Below are 21,976 nucleotides of genomic sequence, written 5' to 3'. Positions count from 1 at the left end.
TTCAAAATATATCGGCTTAAATTTTTGATTATTCTTGCGCGTTCTGCTTGGTTCGAATCAGATCTTTTAAGTTAAAACCAACAGTCTGCGCATAACGAAGAAATTCAGTTACTTTTGCTTCATCTGGATGAGGATCCCTAGACAGTAGCCACAAATATTTTCGCTTCGGTTCTCCCACCAATGCCATTTGATAACTTGAATCAATTTTTAATACCCAATAATCACCACGGCCCACGGGCATCCAACGAATCGCTTCTGGAATAAAACTCACTTTAAATTTTGAATTAAACGGCTCATTACTGATAAATGCTTCACCCAATGAACGTAATTCTTGTCCATTTTGATCTACACATCGATTATCAACTGCAACATTGCCATATTCATTCACGGTATATCGTGCAGTCACATCTGACTTACAATCTTTTTGAAAATACATTGGTTTACGGGCGATTTCATACCATAGCCCTAAATATTGCCCCAATTCCAATTTTGGAACCGCAGCTAAAGTCGAATTTTCAGCATAGACTTTTGGATAAAAAAAGCTGGAAAAAACCACCCCGAATACGATTATTAATTTTTTAAAGTCATAAGAATTGGGTAATATTTTGAATAATTGCACCTTATACCCTCAGCATTACTTTTTACTATTTATTATAAAATAATCAGAAATTTAAACTTAGACTGTAGCTTTATGTATCCTTGTTCAAACTAAAGCTACAGCAAGTACCAAAGTGTAATCATCCCACAAAGAGACAATTACTTTAACATTCTGGTTTTTAAACGCACAATTTCGTCACGTAATCGCGCAGCTTGTTCAAACTGCAACTCTTTAGATGCTTTTAGCATTTCTTTTTCAAGCTTGCTAATGTGCTTCGTAAAGAGTTTTGGATCAGATAAAATGTGACGTTCATCTGCAGTTAACGCCTGATGCTGGTCACTAATCCCTGCTTCAATTTCATCATCACTGATCACTTCACCAGTATCAATTTCTTTAATTGCTTGACGGACAGCACTGCGCGGAATAATGCCATGCTCTTCATTAAATTGAATTTGTTTGGCCCGACGACGGTCAGTTTCATCTATGGCTTTCTGCATCGAATCAGTTATACGGTCAGCATATAGAATCGCCTTGCCTTTTAAATGACGAGCAGCACGACCGATGGTTTGGATCAATGAGCGTTCAGAACGAAGAAAGCCTTCTTTATCTGCGTCAAGAATGGCAACCAACGATACTTCTGGCATATCCAGACCTTCACGCAACAAGTTAATCCCGACCAGAACATCATGCACCCCTGTCCGCAGTTCGTGAATAATTTTGACACGCTCAACGGTATCAATATCTGAATGTAAATAAGCCACCTTCACCCCATATTCTTTTAAATATGAAGTTAAGTCTTCTGCCATACGTTTGGTTAAGGTGGTGACTAAAACACGTTCATCGAGTTCTTTACGGATATTAATTTCTGAAAGCACATCATCCACTTGAGTCAATACTGGACGTATTTCAATTTCTGGATCGACTAATCCAGTTGGACGTACCACCTGCTCTGCGACTTGTTCAGATTTTTCCAGTTCGTATTTCGCAGGTGTTGCACTGACATAAATGGTGGTTGGAACAATACGCTCCCATTCCTCAAATTTCATCGGACGGTTATCCAATGCACTAGGTAAACGGAAACCATAATTGACCAAGTTTTCTTTACGTGAACGGTCACCTTTATACATTGCCCCAATTTGTGGAACAGTCACATGCGATTCATCAATAATCAGTAACGCATCATCTGGGATATAGTCAAATAATGTCGGAGGTGCTTCACCCGCTGGACGACCAGATAAATGCCGTGAGTAGTTTTCAATACCATTGGTATAACCCAATTGTTGCATCATTTCTAAATCATAACGGGTTCGTTGTTCGATCCGCTGTGCTTCAAGGAGTTTTTCATGTTCTTTAAAGAACACTAAACGATCAGCCAATTCATCACGAATCGTTCCAATTGCACGCTGCAAATTATCTTTTGGTGTTACATAATGACTTTTTGGGTAGATTGTTATACGTGGTGCTTTACGGACCATTTTCCCAGTAATTGGATCAAACCATCGAATTGAATCAACTTCATCATCAAACAACTCAACCCGAACTGCATGTTGGTCCGATTCAGCAGGGAAAATATCGATAATTTCGCCACGAATACGATAGGTACCGCGTAAAAATTCCAGCTCATTACGGGTATATTGCATTTCAACAAGCCTACGAATAATGTCATCACGACTAATTCTATCCCCTTGTACAATATGCAATAACATACTCATATAAGCATTGGGATCACCCAAACCATAGATCGCGGATACTGAAGCGACAATAATCGCATCACGGCGTTCTAATAAAGCACGCGTAGCGGAGAGACGCATCTGGTCAATGTGATCATTGATTGCTGAATCTTTTTCAATAAAAGTATCTGAAGATGGTACATAAGCTTCAGGTTGATAATAGTCATAATAACTGACGAAGTATTCAACTGCATTGTTTGGAAAAAATGCTTTAAATTCGCCATATAATTGTGCAGCGAGGGTCTTGTTATGTGCCATGACAATGGTTGGACGTTGCGTTTGCGCAATCACATTTGCCATGGTATAGGTTTTCCCTGAACCCGTTACACCGAGTAGAAGTTGGTCGTGAAAACCTTTATTTATGCCTTCGACTAATTTTGCTATTGCCTGTGGTTGATCCCCAGCAGGTTGATAATTTGTAACAAGTTCAAAAGGTTGATGTTCACTCACAATAATTCACTCTTTAACCAATCGGGAAGAAGCCACAGTAGTTTAACAGAAACCAATTAAACCCATACATTGACACCTATTCTAGATGGGGCTTTTTACACAATATTCAACAAATACCTTGACCCTTTTTTATTTCAATAGCAACATGGAAACAAGCCAATTAAAAGATTGAAAAACATGACATATCACTATCATGATGAAAGCATAATCAAAACTTTGCCAGAAGATACTGTGTTTGTTTTTGGTAGTAATATGGCGGGCACTCATCAAGGCGGTGCTGCAAAAACAGCACATTTACATTTTGGCGCAACCAAAGGTGTTGGACGTGGCTGGGCAGGACAAAGTTTTGCTATACCAACCATGAATGAACATTTACAGCAAATGCCACTTTCGCAAATTCAACACTATATTGATGATTTTAAAATTTATACAAAAAATCACCCGAAGATGAAATATTTTATTACGTCGGTGGGTTGTGGTGTTGCAGGCTATAAAGTCGAAGAAATCGCACCGATGTTTAAAGGTATTTCACGCAATGTGATCTTCCCTGCTTCATTCCGTCCATTTGTAGAAAAAACCTTGCCTAAGCTCACGCAAAAATTACTGCATAGTTTTTTAACTGATGAAGTTATTTTTAGTTCAGATATAGAGCAAAAGATTCAAAGCTTGGATTTAACTGAAGCTGAAAAAAGCCTTGCTACGATTATTCTCAATACGCCAATGTATCCTAACGACAGTAATGGTCGAGATCGTATTTTTGAAATACAAGATATCCTGCACAATTTAAATGGAAAAATATTTGAATTTCAGTCTAATTCAGAAGGTTCAATGATTTTTGGAGGGGCTATTTTAGCGCTTTTAGAACTTTATAATTTAAATGAAACAGACTTTATTGCAGTATGGACTGGTCAGCGTACCATTGCTGCACCAAAAGCGGAACATCGGGCTAAAAAGTAAAATGCTTTGATTATTTTTAATTGAACAACTATTTATGTTAAGTTTTTACTTATGTTATATAGTTAAACAGGGGTTGTTAACAATTCGTCTATGTTTGCGACTACGTGTGTTTTTTAGGCGACACTAGGCACGAAATACGAAATTTAGTCATTCTAAATGATGAGAAACATCGTTTCGCAAGGTAACACGTAGTGGCAAAAAACACACAAGTCCCGAAGGGTTGTGGCTAAAATTATCTCAGCCTACGTTATGACACTCGAAAATAGTCTCGCTATTCTCATCGTTTCATGCCTTGTCTGCTCAATTTTAGCCTACAACGCAAGCCATTTATGAAATGTCAACAGCCCCTAAATTAATAAAAGAGAAATTGGAAAATATATGGAGCAAATGGATTTAACAATATTTGATTTGTCTCCAATTGCCATGTGGCTACAAGATTTTAGTGGTATAAAAAAAATATTTGATGAATGGACTGCGCAAGGTATTTCCGATATTAAGCAACATCTATTGGAAGACACCAATCGTTTAAAACCCTGTTTGGCGGCGATCCGCACCATTCATATCAATAAAAGCACCCTGATTTTATATGAAGCTGATGATTTAGCGGAGATTTTAGAAAAATTTCCAGAAATGCATACAGAAAATACTGAACTCTTACATATCCAATTTTTTTCAGCGCTTTGGAATAAAGAAACAGATTGCTCAATTCAAGTGGTCAATCTTAGCTGTAAAGGCAAAAAAATTGATATCCAACTCAGAGCCAATGTTTTAACGGATGCCAAACAAAGCTGGGATCGAGTTTTATTAACCACGGAAGATATCTCTCAGTGTCAAAATGCACGTCGGATTGCAGAATCCCTATTTTTGCATTCGCCCACTGCCCTCTGGGTCAAAGACTACAGCAAAATAAAATCATTATTTAATCAATTAGTAGCGAATAATGTCACGGACTTAGATCAATATATTCAGCAAAATCCAGATTTTCTATTTCTTTGTTTTGAAAGCATCCGATCAGTGGGTGTAAATCAAGCTTTACTGGACTTATTTAATTCCGACAATGAACAACATTTTTATCAGCATTTAAATCATATTTTTAGAGAGAATTATCAACAAAATTTTCACAAACAATTATTACACTTATGGAATAATCATCATCAACTTAAACGAGAATGTGAATACCAATCAATTAACGGAGATTCGCTGCATGTACTCGAACAGTTTGTTATTTTTCCAGATTCAAAACATAACTGGGATACCGTGCAAATTGCCTTTACCGATTTAACGGAACGAAAAAAATTAGAAGATCATCTGCAACATGCCAGTAAACATGATCAATTAACGCAGTTATATAATCGAACATTTTTTATCGGTGAAATTCAACGCTTACAATCTCAAAAATTTAATTCACTTTCATGTATGTATTTAGACATCAATGGTTTAAAAAGAGTGAATGATTTACAGGGACATCATGTCGGCGACTTACTGATTCAACGTTTTGCACATCTGTTAAAAAAATCCACCATCAAAACACCTTATTCTGTTTCGCGTATTGGGGGGGATGAATTTGTGATTCTTATGTATGAATCAAATCATCTGCATATAGAAACATTACTGAAGATCATTCAACAAGAATTAGAGATAGATCGACTGAACAATCCTCAATATCCAATTCATGTGGCGATTGGTTATGCGACAACAAGCCATTATAAAAATATTGATGATTTATTAAAAAAAGCAGATCAAATTATGTATCAAGATAAGCAAGCATTTTATTTATTAAATACGGATTAATGTCTTTTAAGAATTAAAGAAATTAATTAAAAATAAACAACATCAAAGTAAATCCAATCAAAGGATAACCAGCGATCATAAAATACAATAAGTAATAAATAACTTGGATTTTATTATTTTATATCGCTCTTTTTTAGGATATATTTCAAACATTCTAGATCACCGCTCAACACACGAGAATCTTATAATGGAATTTTCTGATTCTTCTATTTTTGATATATCACCTACCCCGATGTGGATAGAGGACTATAGCGAAGTAAGAGAACAATTTAATCAGTGGAAAGGCCAAGGAATCACAAATCTTCAAAGCTTTTTAGAAGAAAATCCAGATCAGATTACGGCTTGCGCACATAAAATTAAGATTCTTCATGTCAATAAAAAAACCTTAGATTTATTTGAAGCCAGAAATCAGCAACACCTGTATCAGAACTTAAATATTATTTTTCAGAAAGAAATGCTGCACTCACATATCAAAGAGCTGGTTGCGCTTTGGAATGGAGAAGCTGAATTTTCAAATACCACGGTCAATTACACGATTTCTGGAAAAAAATTAGATATCAAATTACGCGGTATCATCATGCCAGGTTCAGAAGTCAGTTTAGACCGAGTTTTAATCACCACTGAAGATATTACTGACTATCAAAATGCGCGCCGTTTAGAAGAAAAAAATCGCCAACTGGCAGAATCTCGCTTTATTTACTCGCCGACTTCATTGTGGGTTGAAGATTTTAGCCGTGTAAGACTCCGTATAGATCAACTCCGTGAAATTGGTATCGAAGATTTTCGCACCTTCTTAGATGTGCATACCGACTTTGTAAACCAGTGTATCGAAGACATCATCTTATTGGATGTCAATCAAGCAACCCTTGATTTATTTAAAGCCAAAGATAAAGAAACTCTGTTTAAAAACTTAAATAAAGTATTTGCAAAAGAGATGTATCAAACTTTCCGTGAGCAACTGATTGAACTCTGGAATGGTAAAATTCATCATCAACGTGAAGCTGTAAATTATGCACTGGATGGTTCAGTACGAAATGTATTACTTCAATTCACTGTTTTCCCGGGTTATGAACATGACTGGAGTCTAGTGCAAGTTGCCTTGACTGATATTACTGCACGGAAAAAAGCAGAAACATATTTGGAATATCTAGGAAAACATGATGTTCTGACTAAATTATTCAATCGTTCGTTCTATACAGAGGAAATTAATCGTTTAGAACGTGGTGTACTGCGTCCGACTTCAGCCATTTTTATTGATATGAACGGTTTAAAAGCCATCAATGATCAATTGGGTCATGATGTTGGTGATGAATTATTGCGACGAATGGGCAATATTCTGACTCGTACCATTGCCAATACAAGTTATACCGCTTCCCGTATTGGTGGAGATGAGTTTGTGATCCTTATGCCTGCGGCAAATGAACAGACCGTAGAATCGATGATTATGACCATTGAAGAATTACTCAATATTGACAATCAATATTATTCGTCACAGCCAATTAGCATTGCCATTGGTTATGCAACAACATCTGCAAATGAAAGTATAGACAATATGTTGAAACGTGCAGATTTATTGATGTATCAAAAGAAAAAAAATTATTATGAATATGTTACGGAAATGTTAAATGGTAGTGCTTAATAATCCATAAGGATAAATGTTATAGCCTTAATAAAAATATTCTTTTTAATTCTTATTATAAAAATAGGTGCATCAAGCACCTATTTTTATATCTCAAACACTTAGCGTTTTCCCATCGAACGGCGTGTACCACGAGGTGGCATCCAAGTACGATCTGCATATTGCTCAGGTTTAGGACGGACGTTGTTGTGGGCAACATCATCATCATTTTCTAAAGATGATGGCATTGGAAATGGTAAATTCACCAATGGCTTCTTTTTGGGAGTATTTTGGGTGCTCATGTGATTCACTCAATTTTAACTGGCTATATTGTACGTAAATTTCAGCTTTGATGCGAGTGCTCTTAAACTTTCGCTTTTATTTGTATTCTCTTGATACATTAATTTCTGCTTTTGATGAATATTTATTGAATTTGCATAGATATTAGACGACCAAACATGAAAAATTAGGCTATGATAATGTGCTTTTTATTTTTTTAATCCCTATAAGAAGGAATAATGCCGTGGACGTACGTCTCTCTGATCGTGTAAATGCCATCAAACCGTCTCCAACGCTTGCTGTTACCAACAAAGCTGCTGAATTAAAAGCTGCGGGTAAAAATGTAATCGGATTGGGCGCTGGCGAACCAGATTTTGACACCCCACAACACATCAAAGATGCTGCTATTACAGCGATTAACAACGGTTTTACCAAATATACCGCTGTTGATGGTACACCAGGCCTTAAAAAAGCAATTATTGCGAAGCTAAAACGTGATAACAATCTTGACTATGCTGCAAATCAGATTTTGGTGTCTTGCGGTGGTAAACAGTCTTTCTTTAACTTAGCACTTGCTTTGTTAAACAAAGGCGATGAAGTCATTATTCCAGCACCATATTGGGTAAGCTATCCAGATATGGTGATCATTGCTGAAGGTGTTCCTGTCATCGTGAAATGTGGTGAAGAGCAACGTTTCAAGATTACACCTGCTCAACTAGAAGCTGCGATTACAGACAAAACACGTTTGGTGGTTTTAAATAGCCCTTCTAACCCAACAGGCATGATCTACAGCAAAGCTGAGCTTGAAGCTTTAGCAGAAGTGCTCCGTAAATATCCTCAAGTTTATGTTGCTTCTGATGATATGTATGAGCCGATCCGTTGGGATGATGAATTCTACAATATTGCGACTGTAGCGCCTGACCTTTATGAGCGTGTTATCGTGCTTAACGGTGTATCTAAAGCATATGCAATGACTGGATGGCGTATCGGCTATGCAGCAGGACCTGCAAAATTGATTGGCGCAATGAAAAAAATCCAATCACAATCAACTTCAAACCCAACTTCGATTTCACAAGTTGCTGCTGAAGCTGCATTGAATGGTCCTCAGGATGTACTTCAACCGATGATTGAAGCATTCAAACGTCGTCATGATTTAGTTGTGAATGGTTTGAATGAAATTCAAGGGATTAGCTGCTTACCTGCTGATGGCGCATTCTATGCTTATGCCAACATTCGTCCTTTGATTCGTGCAAAAGGTTTAAAATCTTGCACAGAATTCTCAGAATGGTTGTTGGAAGAAACTGGTGTTGCTGTTGTTCCTGGTGATGCTTTTGGTTTAGGCGGCTATATGCGTATTTCTTATGCGACTGCAGATGAAGTACTTGTTGATGCACTTGCTCGTATTAAAAAAGCTGCAGATTCTATTGACGGTATTGATGCAGCAATTGCTTCAATCGCAGCTGAAAAAGCAGCACAATAATACTAGTTGGTTTAAATAAAAAATGGGGGTATTGATTACACCCATTTTTTTATCTTTGTTGATCTTACTTATCAACAAGCTTCTATATTTTTTGTAAATCAATCTTTGAGGAGCAAGCCCGTGGTATTGTCTCCATCATTTCCAGTACCGTAATGATCTATACGTACAGTATCAACTTGCACAGTAGATGTGTTTGCCGCATAGTACTTTTCATGATCGACTAATAATAACCCTGTGGTATTGTCTCCATCATTGCCTGTGCCATAATGTTCAATTCTCGGCTCCTTATTTTGATCAAGTTTTGAATAAGGCACCAGTTTTATTGGCTCTTTCAATAAAAGACCTGACGTATTATCTCCATCGCTACCTGTACCAAAGTGATCAATGCGTATTTCTTGCATATTTTGATGTGATGCAAAACTTAAACTTGAAACACTACAAAGACCAATAACAGCTAATCTGATTAAAGTTTTCATGTCATTCTTCCCATTGAGATATCATTTCATTCTAGAGGTCGAAACTATACAATTCACGGTCTTGGGAATTACATTTATGACATTAATCAATCTAAGCAAGTCTTTAATAAAAATCTGAAATCTAGCCTAAATCTTCAAGTTTTATTGCTGTTCCAGATCAGTTTGGCTAAGTACGATTCAGTGTTAAAGCAAGTTTTAAAACATAAAAACTAAATTTGATCATTTGTATTTATTGATCACTTTGTATCAATGACGCTCTAAATACTTTTGGTGCGCATCCATATGTTTGTGTAAAAGCACGAGTGAATGCTGCTTGTGAGCTATATCCTACTAATTCAGCAATTTGAAAGATATTTTTGTCTGTCTCTTTTAGAAACTGACCTGCGAGTCTCATCCGCCAATTTTTTAAATATTGAATTGGTGAAACTCCCACCAGTTCTACAAATTTTTTAGCAAAACTTGAACGTGATTGATGGGTGGATTGAGCCAAATTTTCTACATCCCATGCATAAGCAGGACGATCATGCAGCAAAGATAATGCTTTACTAATCGTGGGATCACGTAAAGCGACAATCCAGCTTTTATGTTCAATGGTTGCCTTTGCCAACCAAAACCGTATTGACCACACCAATAGAAGATCAATGATACGTGAAAGCATCACTTGACTTCCAAGGCTAGGATGCTCAAGCTCAAGCTTTATCGCAGCAACAGTCATTGGCACCCATTCTGCGACTTTGTCAGCAGCGTTATGTGATGGGACATGGATATAGCGAGGTAACCCTTCGATTATAGCTTCACCATAAATTCCACTAAGTTTAAAAATACAGCTAATCACAGCGGCTGCTTGATTTTCAGCATCCAACAATTCAATCGTGTGTTCTCCAGCTGAAGGTAGAACAATAATATCCCCTGCTTTTAAAACCAGATCTAGATTAGTGCATGCAACTTTAAGTCTGCATGTCGCCTGCTGAACGATATGGATATATGCATAATCCTGTTTAAAGCTTAACTGTTGTTGATCTGTAAATCGCGCGAAGTCATAGATCTCACCTGATATTTTTGCAAACTGATAAATATCAAAGAATAGATCCGTTAAAGCACTTTTTTCAGCATATTCATCTCTCATTTTTTGTCACAATTCCTAAAAAGTGTTTCTGCAAAAACATTGGTGTTTCTGTTATTGTTAAAATGAATTTAAACATGAATAATCGCTTATAGAAGCTTTTTTGAGTATAAAAATTACATCCAGTATCTATCCAATCTTTATACAGAAAGTCTTCAATCATTTAGCTCAACAAATACAATAGCATTTAGCTAGGAGACACACATGAGTAATAAACCAACAATTATATTCGTACACGGATTTTGGGGAGGCGCTGCTCATTGGAGTAAAGTGGTAACTGAGCTGTCTCACCGAGGATATGAATCATTACGTGCAGTAGAACTCCCGCTTAGCTCATTGGCTGAAGATGTTGAACGAACAAGAAAAATGATTGCGCAAGTTAAAGGTGATGTTCTTCTGGTTGGTCACTCATATGGTGGTGCTGTAATTACTGAAGTTGGCAATCAAACGAATGTCGTAGGTCTGGTTTATATTGCTGCTTTTGCGCCTGACTCAAACGAAAGCCCTGGCGGCATTACTCAACAACATTTACCTGAAGCTGCACCAAACTTAGAACCAGACAGTGATGGTTATCTCTGGCTTAAAGCAGATAAATTCCATCAAAGTTTCTGTCAGGATTTAACCAAAGATGAAGGGTTTGCAATGGGTGTCACCCAAAAGGCGCCAGTAGCAAGCACTTTTGGCGATACGATTTCCACGCCAGCATGGAAAACGAAACCATCTTGGTATCAAATCTCGACTCAAGACCGAATGATCCACCCTGAAAATCAAAAAGTCATGTCTGCACGCTTAAATGCAAAAAAAGTGATTTCGCTAGATGCAAGTCATGCTTCTTTGGCATCACATCCAAAAGAAATTTCAGACTTGATTGAGGAAGCTGTCAGTTTTCTTGCTCAATAAATGATGAATGAATAGAGGAAATCGAAGGATTTCCTCTATATCTTAGAACCATTTAAAACTTAGATTTATTGAAATTCAATTTGGCTATATAGATGTCTAAATTAGAATTCAGTAAGAAGACTGCTTTTGTACGGTTTCAACTCATCAAATAGAGATAAAACATCTACAACACTTTAAAACCGATGCTCCAGCTTTAAACTGACATTGTGTTTATCATAAGAATATAGCCACTCTACATTGCTGTTATTTTGATTATATTGATAAGTGAGATTAGGTGTTAAACCATAAAAAGCCCAGCGTGGTGCACTTAGAATCAAAGTATAATTTTGTTCAAAATCATGTCGTCTAGCCTCCAACACTGGAGTAAATTTATCAAATTGACGCCAACGGAAAGAACTAAATAAATTTGCGTTAAAACCTGAGTCAAAGTTTTTGGAAAGGCCTAAACGTATGCCCTGTTGCTGATAAGCTGTAAAATATTGTTCTTGGGTGTTATGGTCGACAAAATCCAGTCCACCAAATAGCGTCCAGTTTTTCGGTAAAATTTTCCAAAAGGTTGAATAGACAGAATATTCCAAACCAGCTTGGCCTTTATACTGGGAATAATTTATATCCTTCATTTCAGCTTCTAACTTGACAGCTTTGTCGTTGGAGATAAAACGCATCCACTCACCCCTTAGCCCATAGGCACTATAGAGTGGGTCGTGGGCATAGTATTTATGTTCAAATACGGGTGCAATCAAGACTTGATTACGTTCGTTGTAATAACTATAACCCGCATTTAAGTTAAAAGTTAATTCATTATAATCAGCCTGCTCTGGATAAACTTGACCATAGAATAATCCACGCAATGCAATGCCATGTTGTCCAGAAAGCGACCATCGTTTAGTTAAGGTGGCTTCATAGTCCAAACCTTGCGCACTGATCGCATCAGGTGTGCCACGCTTTAATTGTTCAACCGGCACTACTTCCTTGGTCACTGGGTCAATACCGTAGTAAGTAATAATGTCGTATTTATCGGAAGCATTATTGATATTGCTAGCATAACGTGAACCAAAAGCCAATGAACCATGCCATTCATCTCGTTGTTTAAGCCCTTTGAGATACATCTCTACGGTTTGACGAATACCTTGGGCAGCGGGATCTGTAGACAGGGCTAGTTGAGATTGAATCTGCTGAAATAACTGTTGACCTTGCTGATTTTTTTGTTGTTCCGTGTAAATACGAGCCAGTTCAAGTTGAGTCATTAAATTATTCGATTGAATCTCTAAACTGTGTTTTAGTTTGCTCTCAGCTAAACTTAAATTCCCCTGTGTTCGTGCCATGACGCCCTCAGCGAACTCAGTCAAAGCCTGATCATAATTTGGAAATTTTTTATATTTTTCAAGATAGCTTAAAGCCACTTGCCATTGTTTTTGCATCACTGCCAAGTAAAGTGCATATGCGACTTCTGCGGGTTCATCCTTAACCACATATTCTTGACCTTGTATGATCAGATTCGGTAATGCTTGTGTGTTTTTAGGGTCTTCTGATTTGAGTAGTTTCTTATCATTTTGATATTGCTGTTGGCTAATTTCCTGATTTAACCTAATACTAGTATCATCCGCTGCATAAACACATTGTCCACACTGCAATATGGCACCAAGCAATACTATTTTTTTCATCTATAAACTCACCTGATAGAATAAAAAAAGAAAGACTTACCGAAGTAAGCCTTTCTCATTTAAATCATTACTTTTTACCACCAAAAGCAACATCATATGTTCTGTTACCAGTGAATGTTGCTATTCCTGCTAAGCTGCTTTGACTATTATAGAATTGACCTGAAACATCACCACCTGAAGGGCCACCTGTCCAAGATGCATTTGAACCACTAATCGTTGCATCATTATTAATCGTTGCAGTACCTAAATTAAAGGTACGTGAACTATCGCTCAATGACCCCGTTAACTGTTTGGTTGCAAAGTTAGCAGTAAAAGTACCTGACAATAAATTAGAGCCATTATAATTATTGACACCTTGAACACTATAATTTGCAGTACCTGTAGACGGTACGCTGGTATCTGCATCTTTACCATTGTAATAAACCGTATGTGTCGCAGGATCAACTGTACCTAGACGCTTACCGCTGGCATCTTTGGCTTCGGCATTCCACTCACCAAACCAAACATCTTGTGTAGGCACTTGTTTGTAATTAGCATAACCAATCCCAGCATGAGATGCTGGAAGCCCAGGTAAGTACGGGCTTAGACGTACAACACCATTGCCATCTGCATAGCCGTTAAACCCTGAGAATGCAACTATTGCACCGTTATAAAGGGTTTTAACACCAAAACCAACACCTGAGTTTGGATGAGTTGGTCCAAGTGAACCAGTTGAACCAACCAGAATTTTAGTGTTATCACTCGACTCACCGACTATAGCTGCTTGTGCCACACCGACTAAACCTACTGATAGTAAAACAGCCAAAGAGATAGATTGAAGTTTCATTTTAAATTCCTCGATATGAGTTTAAAGTTTTTCATTAAGAATAAAAATAAAAGTCTTAATGATTATTATTTAAAATAAAACATGTGCTGCGTTGATCTTAATATTCAATTTAAGTGTAAAAATCAAGGAGTACGTGTCTTATTTTCCACACATTTGTTGCACATGGAGTGACAACAAATTCAGTTGATTACCCAAAGTTTCTTTAAAACTTATGGCTAATGCTTAGCTTAAATGTTCGACCTGGTGCTGCAATTGCCGAACGAGTTAATGGATCAATATAGAATTCGTCAGTGAGATTAGTCCCCACTAGTTCAAATAAGGTGTCTTGTTTAAGTCGATAATTGATATAAGCATCCACAATGGTCATCGAGTTCCATGCCAAAGGGGTATTGGCGTAATAACTCATCTCTATATCGTTATAGTTTTTCGTTTCAGGATTTTCATACTTATGGTGATAACTCGCACGAGTTCCGACTTCAAGTTTTTGATCAAAGAATCGACCACCAAGTGTTAAATTCACTGAATATTTAGGGGTTGCCATACTGACCAAATATCCCCCTACAAATCCATCATCTACACAACGATTTAATGAAAACTGGTGGTTCGCCCCTAAAAGCATCGCTGAATTCTCATCACAAACTTTGTTTTTAAAACGATAATTGGCACTCAAGTCGGTAAAGAAATGCCCATTATCAAAGCGACTTTGCAGTTCCAACCCTTCTGTAGTAAGACTATCGACATTACTAAATGCTAAAGTTGGACTACGCTCAATCGCATTCTTAGTTTTGTTATAGTAATAAGCCAATTTAATATCTGCATAACTGCTGTTTTTAAATAACTCAGATAGATTATGAACATAGGCGAGTTCATAGTTCGATGCATGCTCTGGTTGTAACTTATAACCACTTAAGGTACCAGAAAACCCAAGCGTACTTTCAAACATACTTGGCATTCTAAAAGCTTCGCTATAACGCAAATACATTCGACTATTTGAATTAAAATTGACCGTTGCTGAAGCTGTTGGTGTCCAACCATGATCTTTAGTTTTTTGCACACCTGTTTTAGTTAAATCAATATCCTCATAAGCACCAAGAGTGCCACTAGTATAGTATCCATAATCCCGCCCTTGTACTAAGGTCCCATTTAAAAAGGGATTATTGGCAATGGTTAATTTTCCACGACTATCCTTTTTATAGTCAATCGTATTGCTTTTAGCGTAGAGACTTCTATTTAATTCATTTTGCTTATACTCTTCAGACCAACCCTGAGCCAAGGCTGCTGCGTCAATCGTTTCTCTTAATTGTTGTTCTCGCTCTGGAGTCATATTTGCTCTTTTTGTATAATAAGTCATACTTAATGCCGTGGCTTTTTTAATCAGGCTAAACTGGGGATCACCCGCATTGACTCGTTCATTAAGAAAATCATCAAAGGCCCAATAGTTTTGATATCTTGCACCAGCGTTTAAATTCAGCCATGAGACAGGTTGATAGTCAAAGTTAAAATTAAATTCTTTTTCTTCTCGACGACCTGCTCTCGGTAACATCCTATAACCCGAATTTGTTCCGTTAATATTCGGGTCTTTATAAATATCATCCGAACTGAGTTTTTCTTTTTGAAAACTCCCCCCAACAGTTAAACCCAGATTAGACAACAATTTAAACTTATTACTTAAGGTCATTCCTTGGCGAGTATTGTCTGAGTTTGCGGTAGCACTGTTCACAAAAACACCCAAGTTTGCATTGGTATCATTGGGAAATCCACCTGAACTAGAGGTATGACTCTTGGTATCAGTCCGCCAAATATTGCCGTAGAAATCGACTAAATTATTGTTTTGAGGTTGATATTTGTATTCCATATTATAGGCTTTAGAGTCGATATGACTTAAAGGCCATTGTGGTACCCCTGCTTTATTTTTGACGACTTCACCCCAAGCAATTCGTGAAGGTAAAATTTCTCCATTGATGATTGAACTGTCCCGATAACCGAACTCTAAACGCTGTTCATCTGTGGGTTTCCACGCCGCTTTTAACAAATAAGATTCTGTTTCAAGGGATGTATTGGGAACTTCTGTACCTCCTGGGTAAACTTTGGCAAGGTATGGAACGTAATTAAATCGTCCTGTGGCAGGTTTATCATAAAAATCACTGCCATTTTTTCCTGCAAAGTGATTGCCTTTATTACGATAAGCATAAGCAGCCAAAACTTCAAAATTATCACTACGTCCCGCCAAAGCAATACGTGTTGCAACATCATCGCCTGAATAAATATTATTTTCTTTATTCTGACGTGCTACTTTAAATAAGGATGGATCATAATAAGGCTCGAACACTGGATTGCCTTGCCAGTCCGTTCCTGTAGCTGGATAATTTGGATTATCGTAAATGCTTTGACCAGTTAATAGTTGTGGTTCTCGAGGTTTCACTGCATTGCTGCTGGTTTCTACTTTTATCTCCCCACCAAAATTTTTACCTTCTTTTAAAACATCATCTACAGCTAGAGTATGAATAACGACCGCACCACCCACACCTGTATTTACATTGCGTGTGATGGAAGGCCCCTTAATGACTTGTAACCCACCGATTAAATTAGGGTCAATATAACTCCGATTATTCGCACCGTTATAACCACGCCATACAGTGAGTGCCTGTTCTGTCCCATCAATAAGGACAGGAACACGGCCCGGTCCTTGAACACCACGGATACTTGGATCTAAAGCACCACTGTTTCGGGCATCACCACTGTATACTCCGACCATTCCCTTGGATAAATCTGCTGGCTGAGCGCCTTTATATCGTTCTATTTGCTCTTTGCTGGCATAGACGCTAGAAATATCTTGATCATAAACATCATTCTGCCCTTTTGTATCGCGACTGACAGTGCCAAAAACAGTCATTGGGCTAAGTTGTACGACATTTTCTTGATCAGCTATCATCGGCTGAGATTGTACTGGAATGGTTCTAATTTCAGCTTTATCCACATGCTTCAATATATAGCCATTTCCAACTTTCACCACAGTAAACTCGGTTGCTGCTAAAATATGTTGAAAGCCGTTTTCTAAATTATATTGTCCGCTTAAACCTAAGCTACTTTTACCTTTAAGCTGATTTGCATCAATTGCAATCGAGGTCCCCGCTTGCTCGGCAAAGGTATTCAGAACACTGGCAAGTGAACCCGCTGGAATATGATATGACTGCGTTTCTGTACTGAGCGCATAAGTGCTTTGTGTCGCGACTGTTGTTGCTACACCCACACAAACGAGATGAATCGCCAATGCCAATGATGTCACTTTGAAAGAATATTTTGGATGCTTTTGACCGCAAACAGCTTCACTCATTTTACGCCCCAGTAAATATAAATAAGAATCATTCAATATATTAAATTAAATGTATTCCTAATATTTGCTTCTACTTACTATGACGCTTCAGAATTGAAAAAGTGGAACCATTTATTCAAAATAAATTTAAATGATTTATCTTTTATTTTTCTAAGTTTATTATTAATTATATTTATCAAACAATTAGTAAAAAACGATATAAATTTTAGGCCTAATTTAAAGCTAAACAGCATGATTCAAACCAAGTGCTTAAATCATGCTGTTTATTGCAAAGTCACAACTGTGAAATATGGAGTGATTTGATAGACATTTAGCTGAGGGAATACACTGCTTAATAATTGCAATGCACTTTCGGTATGATCTAAAGGCAATACAGCATTGACCTTAATTTTCTCTAACTTAGCAGCGTTAAATATAATTTTTTCTTTGCTGTTTCGATTCAACTCATTTAGCACTTTTGACAAAGACATATTCTCAACAATCAAATGCCGTTGATTCCATTTCTGCTGTTCATTGTATAAATTAAAAGTATGTATAGGCTGTATACCATTTCGATCAAGTATGACTTCTTGCCCTGCTGTCACAATCACAGAAGATGCTTTGGTTTGATCTTCGTCTTGTTTCGAGGACTGCACTTTCACTTTGGAATGTAGCATTTTAAGCCCAGTCGCATCTGGCTGATATTGAACACTAAATGCAGTTCCCAATGCTTCAATTTGACCATGTTGGGTTTTGACAATAAAAGGACGGGCTTTGTCTTTGGCCACATCTACAAATATTTCCCCTTGAACCAACTCCACAACACGCTGATTTGATGAAAAGTCCAGATTAACCGCACTCTGACCGCTGAGTTTAAGTTGTGAACCGTCTGCTAAGGTTTGGGTTTTCCATTCTCCTGCATGATTTTTAATATCAGCGGTTAGATATGACACTGGATGATAAATAAAATAACTATAAATACCCCCTACACAACACAATATCACCGTCAAAATTCCACCATAGCGCATATTTTTTTGCTTACGAGCACTATGTAAACCAGTTTTTAATACAGATTGGGTCATTTTCTGTTGTTGTGGATTCTGTACCAGTTTTTGAATCGAAGTAATATATTGCTCAATATCTTGAGCAATTTTTTGGCGTTGTGGACTCTTGCTTTTCCAAGCATCAAAATCTGTTTGCGCTGTTCTTTTGAGTAAGTCATCATCGGTACTCAGCAGCACAATCCATTCCGCTGCTTCTTCGATTAATTGTTGCTTACTCTTCTCTTCTTCAATCATTTACTCAAACAAATCCTTCTCTTGTTTCAGTGCGTAGCATTGCACAAGGCAAGTTGCTAGATATTTTTGAATCATCTTGGTTGAAACACCAATGATTTCTGCAATTTCTTTATGGGTTAAACCTTCAAAATAATGGAGCACAAAAGCTTGTTGTGCTTTTTCAGAGACGCGTATCAAAGCCTGACAAATCTGGTCAATGGCTTGAACAACCTGAAGCTGATCTTCTGGTGAAGGAATTGTATCCAGCATATATTCCATCTGACTTAATTCATTCAGATAGGCTTGCTCTATGCGCTTTCGGCGCACCTGATCAATCATTAAATTTCTAGCAATAGTCACCAGATATGCACGAGGTTCTTTTACTCCAAAAAGTTCATCACGCGTTTGCAGAATTTTAATAAACGTATCTTGTACCAAATCTGCGGCTTGCTCACTATTGCCTACTTTTTTTCTAAGCCATTGATGCAACCAAGATTGGTGATTACGGTACAATTGATCTACAAATGCAGGATTTTTGTTCACAATAGGATCAACTCTTTGATGGTCTTTTAAATGATAATAATTATCATTTAAATGTCAAGACACCCTGAGAGAAAATCCCCGTATATATGATTATTTTTTAGTTTATGTACATCCTTATGTTCTATTTGATCATTTAATATACTTAAAAAATAAAGTTAAATTATCAATAGTTAATGCCCATTGAACCTCAATATCTTGGTTATTATTCAGTTTAAATTCCGATTTATTATTTATGGATATTTTTATCATAAAATAATCTACCCTTTGGCATGTTGTTTTAATGACTACAATAAGGACAAGAGGGTTTTTCTATAACAAGATGATATGAACTTGCACCATGTTCTAAAATAAGTCCTCGAATTTGCTGCTCTAAAGCCTCATCATTAATTTGTTGCAACTGACTACACTTTTTACAATATATTCTCATATTGGTTTGACTTCCCTTGAATGAATATAATGCTTGTTCACTTCCCAGCTTAAATTTAACCAACAATCCTGCTTTAACAAGCTGTTTCAGGGTTTGATAGACACCAGCAAAAGATAATTTTTTCACTTTTAAATCTGGACTATACAAAATTTCGGCTGCTGTCAGCTCTCGTTGTGCATTTCTTAAAATATTCAGTACAGTCAATCGTGTTGTAGTTACTTTTAAATTTGCTTGCAACAGCAAGCATTTAAGTTCTTCAGTATTTTTATAATATTCAAAGATTTCCATCCTGAGATTATCCTCATTTATGCTTTTAACCACATCCACAATTGCACACAAACCATCATCACAATAATGGTTCCTACTGCCCATGGATGAGGCACAGTCCAAATTAAAATGCCAGCAGCTACACTCATACTGGCCAAAGAAAATAGTTTTACTTTTACGGGCAAAGTTCGTTTGAGTTGCCATTGCTGTAAAATCGGAGCAATGACTTTATTATTAACAATCCACTGATGCATTCGTTGCGAACCCTTTGCAGCAAACAACGTTGCCAAAAAATAAAAATCAAACGTAGGCAAACCAGGAACCACCAAACCGATCGTCCCTAAGACCAGACATAACCCCGCCAGTGCAATACAGATCCAGCGAACCAACCATGACTTCGCCAATCTCGGCTCCGACATAGAAATACTGGTATTTAGATTGGTCTCTGACCCCGTTTGCTTCATTGCTTGATTTCCTTTATCCATCATCAATTATTTATTTCAGTGTTTTTAATTGTGCTAAAAGTTCACCAAAACGATGAAAGCCTTGCATAGCCCCCTCAATAATCAATTGCTGTTCCTCTAAACTAAAATTTGCATCATCTAGGCTTTGCTTGAAGCGCTTCCATACTAATCCACGACCCTCTGGATATGCTGCTAAGTTACGTGCAGCAAAATCAGCATTAAAGCCAAATCTAGCCTGAGCCTCTTTGAGTAAAAATGCTGCGCCTAAGGTTGAACCTTCTGAAACATAAATCCAGCCCAAAGATTGTGGAAAACTAATTTCATCGGTTGCAATACCCTGCTGCTGAGGTGTTAAACCTAAATCAGCCAAGTCTTGTAAAGCTGCATCGGAACGCCCACGCACATCTAAATCGGGAATCAATTGTTCAACCTGTGAATCTTGATAAAGATGTTCAACATCTTTCTGAAAATAATATTGCGACAGGGTGAATTGCGCATAATTCTCTTTACTCTCAAACGCGCCTGATTGCTGCATCAAGATTTCCATACGTTCATGCTCTGCCAGTGTTTCTTGTTTCAAGCGTTGCATTAAACTACTGCTGATCACTTTTTCTGTTGATGCGTTCATAAAAACTCCTAAATAAACCCTTTCATTGTTTAATGATCCAATCAGCGATTACGACCAAGCTTAAGCTGAATGGGAAAATCCACCACGATTGCCAATGCTTCACCATTGACAATATGTGGTTTAAATTTTGCTTTTTGTGCAGCTTGTATAGCTCTTTCATCCAAACTACTCATGCCCGAGCTTTGCTTTACTCTGACATCTATCGGCTGCCCTTGTGGATTAATTTTGATGGTGAGAACCAATAAGCGCTGCTGGTTTTGCAATTCGCGATCATCGTAATTAAGCTTGCCAAAGCTGAGTACATCAACCCGACTCACGGGAAGCGGTTGCTGTGGTTGAGAAGTAGAGGCAGCGTTTTGTTCTTTTTTATTGTCTTTGCCTGCTTCACCACCTGCACGTTTGGCTATCTCATTTGACTGACCTGAAGCAGTCTGTTCAGTATTCGTAGATGATTTTGTTTCAGTGAATGTTTGTGTTGACTGACGATTTGATTCAGATTTACTTTCCGTCTGTTGATCGGTTGGTTTTTTTTCTTGTGCTTTTGTTGTCTGTTGTGTTGTTTGATCCATCTTCAACTTTTTTGACTCAGTACTATGTATCACTTTGACCTGTTGTTGATGTTGTACCGCTGTTGCTACTGTAGATTGAGGTTGTGCTTTTGATTGCGTTGCAGCTTGCTCTGATGCCGTCTGCAGCTTTGTACTGCTTTGTTGTACAACATCGGTTTTGTTCAAGCTGATAAAACGAATTTGAATCGCATTTTCAGGTGAATGTGATTCAATACGAACATCTGTTTTTAAATAAGACAAAGACCATAACAACAATATATGACTGATCACTACCCCACAAAGCGTAGAGTATTTTTGCTTATCATTTGAAGCGAGAATTACAGCAGACATAGGCTTAGATACAGCACAAATAAATGTAGCGCATTTGCTGAGTGCTGGATAAAACCCTGTGCTTTTCTTGTCTGCTCAATCTATTGTATTGCGTTGTACTGTTCATGAATCCTTCCTGCTTCGTCTATCAGGTCAATTGCCGTGAATTTAAAAAACACTGCCTTTATCTATATAGACGAATGAGAAGGCAAAAATGCCTAATGAGAAATGTAATTAAATGTAAATAAGAATGGTTTAGGAGGTATGATTTGACGATAAAACAGTGG

General features: G+C 37.4%; 19 protein-coding genes. 5 read left to right on the top strand and 14 right to left on the bottom strand.

Annotated features, from left to right (window positions below; all coding sequences use genetic code 11):
* Positions 1–28: 28 nt before the first annotated feature.
* Together M2R48_RS08340 and uvrB are read right to left on the bottom strand one after the other, a co-directional pair.
* Complete coding sequence (locus M2R48_RS08340; protein ID WP_262085758.1) at positions 29–619, bottom strand: lipocalin family protein; 591 nt, start codon at positions 617–619, stop codon at positions 29–31.
* Positions 620–756: 137 nt separating this feature from the next.
* A complete protein-coding gene (gene uvrB, locus M2R48_RS08335; RefSeq protein WP_034613705.1) occupies positions 757–2,778 on the bottom strand; it encodes an excinuclease ABC subunit UvrB in 2,022 nt (673 codons plus the stop codon).
* Positions 2,779–2,955: 177 nt separating this feature from the next.
* Between uvrB and M2R48_RS08330 the strand changes: the two genes are divergently transcribed.
* The 3 genes from M2R48_RS08330 (at position 2,956) to M2R48_RS08320 (ending at position 7,165) form a co-directional block, all read left to right on the top strand.
* Entirely contained in the window at positions 2,956–3,735 is a 780-nt protein-coding gene (locus tag M2R48_RS08330) for a hypothetical protein (protein WP_262085757.1), read from the top strand.
* 387 nt (positions 3,736–4,122) lie between these two features.
* Positions 4,123–5,526 carry a GGDEF domain-containing protein gene (locus M2R48_RS08325; protein ID WP_262085756.1) on the top strand — a complete coding sequence of 468 codons (1,404 nt, stop codon included), beginning with the start codon at positions 4,123–4,125 and terminating at the stop codon, positions 5,524–5,526.
* Between the two features lie 187 nt (positions 5,527–5,713).
* The gene (locus tag M2R48_RS08320; protein WP_105712947.1) at positions 5,714–7,165 is read left to right on the top strand and encodes a GGDEF domain-containing protein; all 1,452 of its coding nucleotides are present in this window, start codon (positions 5,714–5,716) and stop codon (positions 7,163–7,165) included.
* 101 nt (positions 7,166–7,266) lie between these two features.
* Here M2R48_RS08320 and M2R48_RS08315 read toward each other — a convergent pair whose 3' ends face one another.
* A complete protein-coding gene (locus M2R48_RS08315; RefSeq protein ID WP_004721316.1) occupies positions 7,267–7,446 on the bottom strand; it encodes a hypothetical protein in 180 nt (59 codons plus the stop codon).
* Between the two features lie 221 nt (positions 7,447–7,667).
* Here M2R48_RS08315 and M2R48_RS08310 point away from each other — a divergent pair, with 221 nt between their 5' ends.
* Positions 7,668–8,903, top strand: coding sequence for a pyridoxal phosphate-dependent aminotransferase (locus M2R48_RS08310; RefSeq protein WP_004820670.1), 1,236 nt, complete (start codon positions 7,668–7,670; stop codon positions 8,901–8,903).
* A gap of 98 nt (positions 8,904–9,001) precedes the next feature.
* Here M2R48_RS08310 and M2R48_RS08305 read toward each other — a convergent pair whose 3' ends face one another.
* A complete protein-coding gene (locus M2R48_RS08305) occupies positions 9,002–9,379 on the bottom strand; it encodes a hypothetical protein (protein ID WP_262085755.1) in 378 nt (125 codons plus the stop codon).
* Between the two features lie 229 nt (positions 9,380–9,608).
* On the bottom strand, positions 9,609–10,505 hold the full coding sequence (locus M2R48_RS08300; RefSeq protein WP_262085753.1) for an AraC family transcriptional regulator: 897 nt from the start codon (positions 10,503–10,505) through the stop codon (positions 9,609–9,611).
* Between the two features lie 201 nt (positions 10,506–10,706).
* Here M2R48_RS08300 and M2R48_RS08295 point away from each other — a divergent pair, with 201 nt between their 5' ends.
* Complete coding sequence (locus tag M2R48_RS08295) at positions 10,707–11,402, top strand: alpha/beta hydrolase (RefSeq protein ID WP_262085752.1); 696 nt, start codon at positions 10,707–10,709, stop codon at positions 11,400–11,402.
* Between the two features lie 173 nt (positions 11,403–11,575).
* Here M2R48_RS08295 and M2R48_RS08290 read toward each other — a convergent pair whose 3' ends face one another.
* The 9 genes from M2R48_RS08290 to M2R48_RS08250 all read right to left on the bottom strand — a co-directional run bounded on the left by M2R48_RS08290 (position 11,576) and on the right by M2R48_RS08250 (position 21,710).
* A complete protein-coding gene (locus M2R48_RS08290; protein WP_262085749.1) occupies positions 11,576–13,066 on the bottom strand; it encodes a surface lipoprotein assembly modifier in 1,491 nt (496 codons plus the stop codon).
* 67 nt (positions 13,067–13,133) lie between these two features.
* Positions 13,134–13,892, bottom strand: coding sequence for a Slam-dependent surface lipoprotein (locus tag M2R48_RS08285; RefSeq protein ID WP_262085748.1), 759 nt, complete (start codon positions 13,890–13,892; stop codon positions 13,134–13,136).
* 202 nt (positions 13,893–14,094) lie between these two features.
* A complete protein-coding gene (locus tag M2R48_RS08280; RefSeq protein WP_262085747.1) occupies positions 14,095–17,226 on the bottom strand; it encodes a TonB-dependent receptor in 3,132 nt (1,043 codons plus the stop codon).
* A 263-nt stretch (positions 17,227–17,489) separates the two neighbouring features.
* Entirely contained in the window at positions 17,490–18,503 is a 1,014-nt protein-coding gene (locus M2R48_RS08275; protein WP_262085746.1) for a FecR family protein, read from the bottom strand.
* Complete coding sequence (locus M2R48_RS08270) at positions 18,504–19,025, bottom strand: sigma-70 family RNA polymerase sigma factor (protein ID WP_004721334.1); 522 nt, start codon at positions 19,023–19,025, stop codon at positions 18,504–18,506.
* A gap of 277 nt (positions 19,026–19,302) precedes the next feature.
* Complete coding sequence (locus M2R48_RS08265; RefSeq protein WP_151802770.1) at positions 19,303–19,740, bottom strand: Fur family transcriptional regulator; 438 nt, start codon at positions 19,738–19,740, stop codon at positions 19,303–19,305.
* A gap of 17 nt (positions 19,741–19,757) precedes the next feature.
* Complete coding sequence (locus M2R48_RS08260) at positions 19,758–20,183, bottom strand: YbaN family protein (RefSeq protein ID WP_034615170.1); 426 nt, start codon at positions 20,181–20,183, stop codon at positions 19,758–19,760.
* 31 nt (positions 20,184–20,214) lie between these two features.
* Positions 20,215–20,811 (bottom strand): biliverdin-producing heme oxygenase, encoded by a 597-nt coding sequence (locus tag M2R48_RS08255; protein WP_262085745.1) that lies wholly within the window; start codon positions 20,809–20,811, stop codon positions 20,215–20,217.
* A 41-nt stretch (positions 20,812–20,852) separates the two neighbouring features.
* The gene (locus tag M2R48_RS08250; protein WP_262085744.1) at positions 20,853–21,710 is read right to left on the bottom strand and encodes an energy transducer TonB; all 858 of its coding nucleotides are present in this window, start codon (positions 21,708–21,710) and stop codon (positions 20,853–20,855) included.
* Between the last annotated feature and the right edge of the window lie 266 nt (positions 21,711–21,976).

This window comes from Acinetobacter sp. I-MWF, from assembly GCF_025433935.1.
GTDB classification, from domain to species: Bacteria; Pseudomonadota; Gammaproteobacteria; order Pseudomonadales; family Moraxellaceae; genus Acinetobacter; species Acinetobacter guillouiae.
Note: the sequence above shows the minus strand (reverse complement) of the source record. Positions and strands in the feature narration are given on the sequence as shown.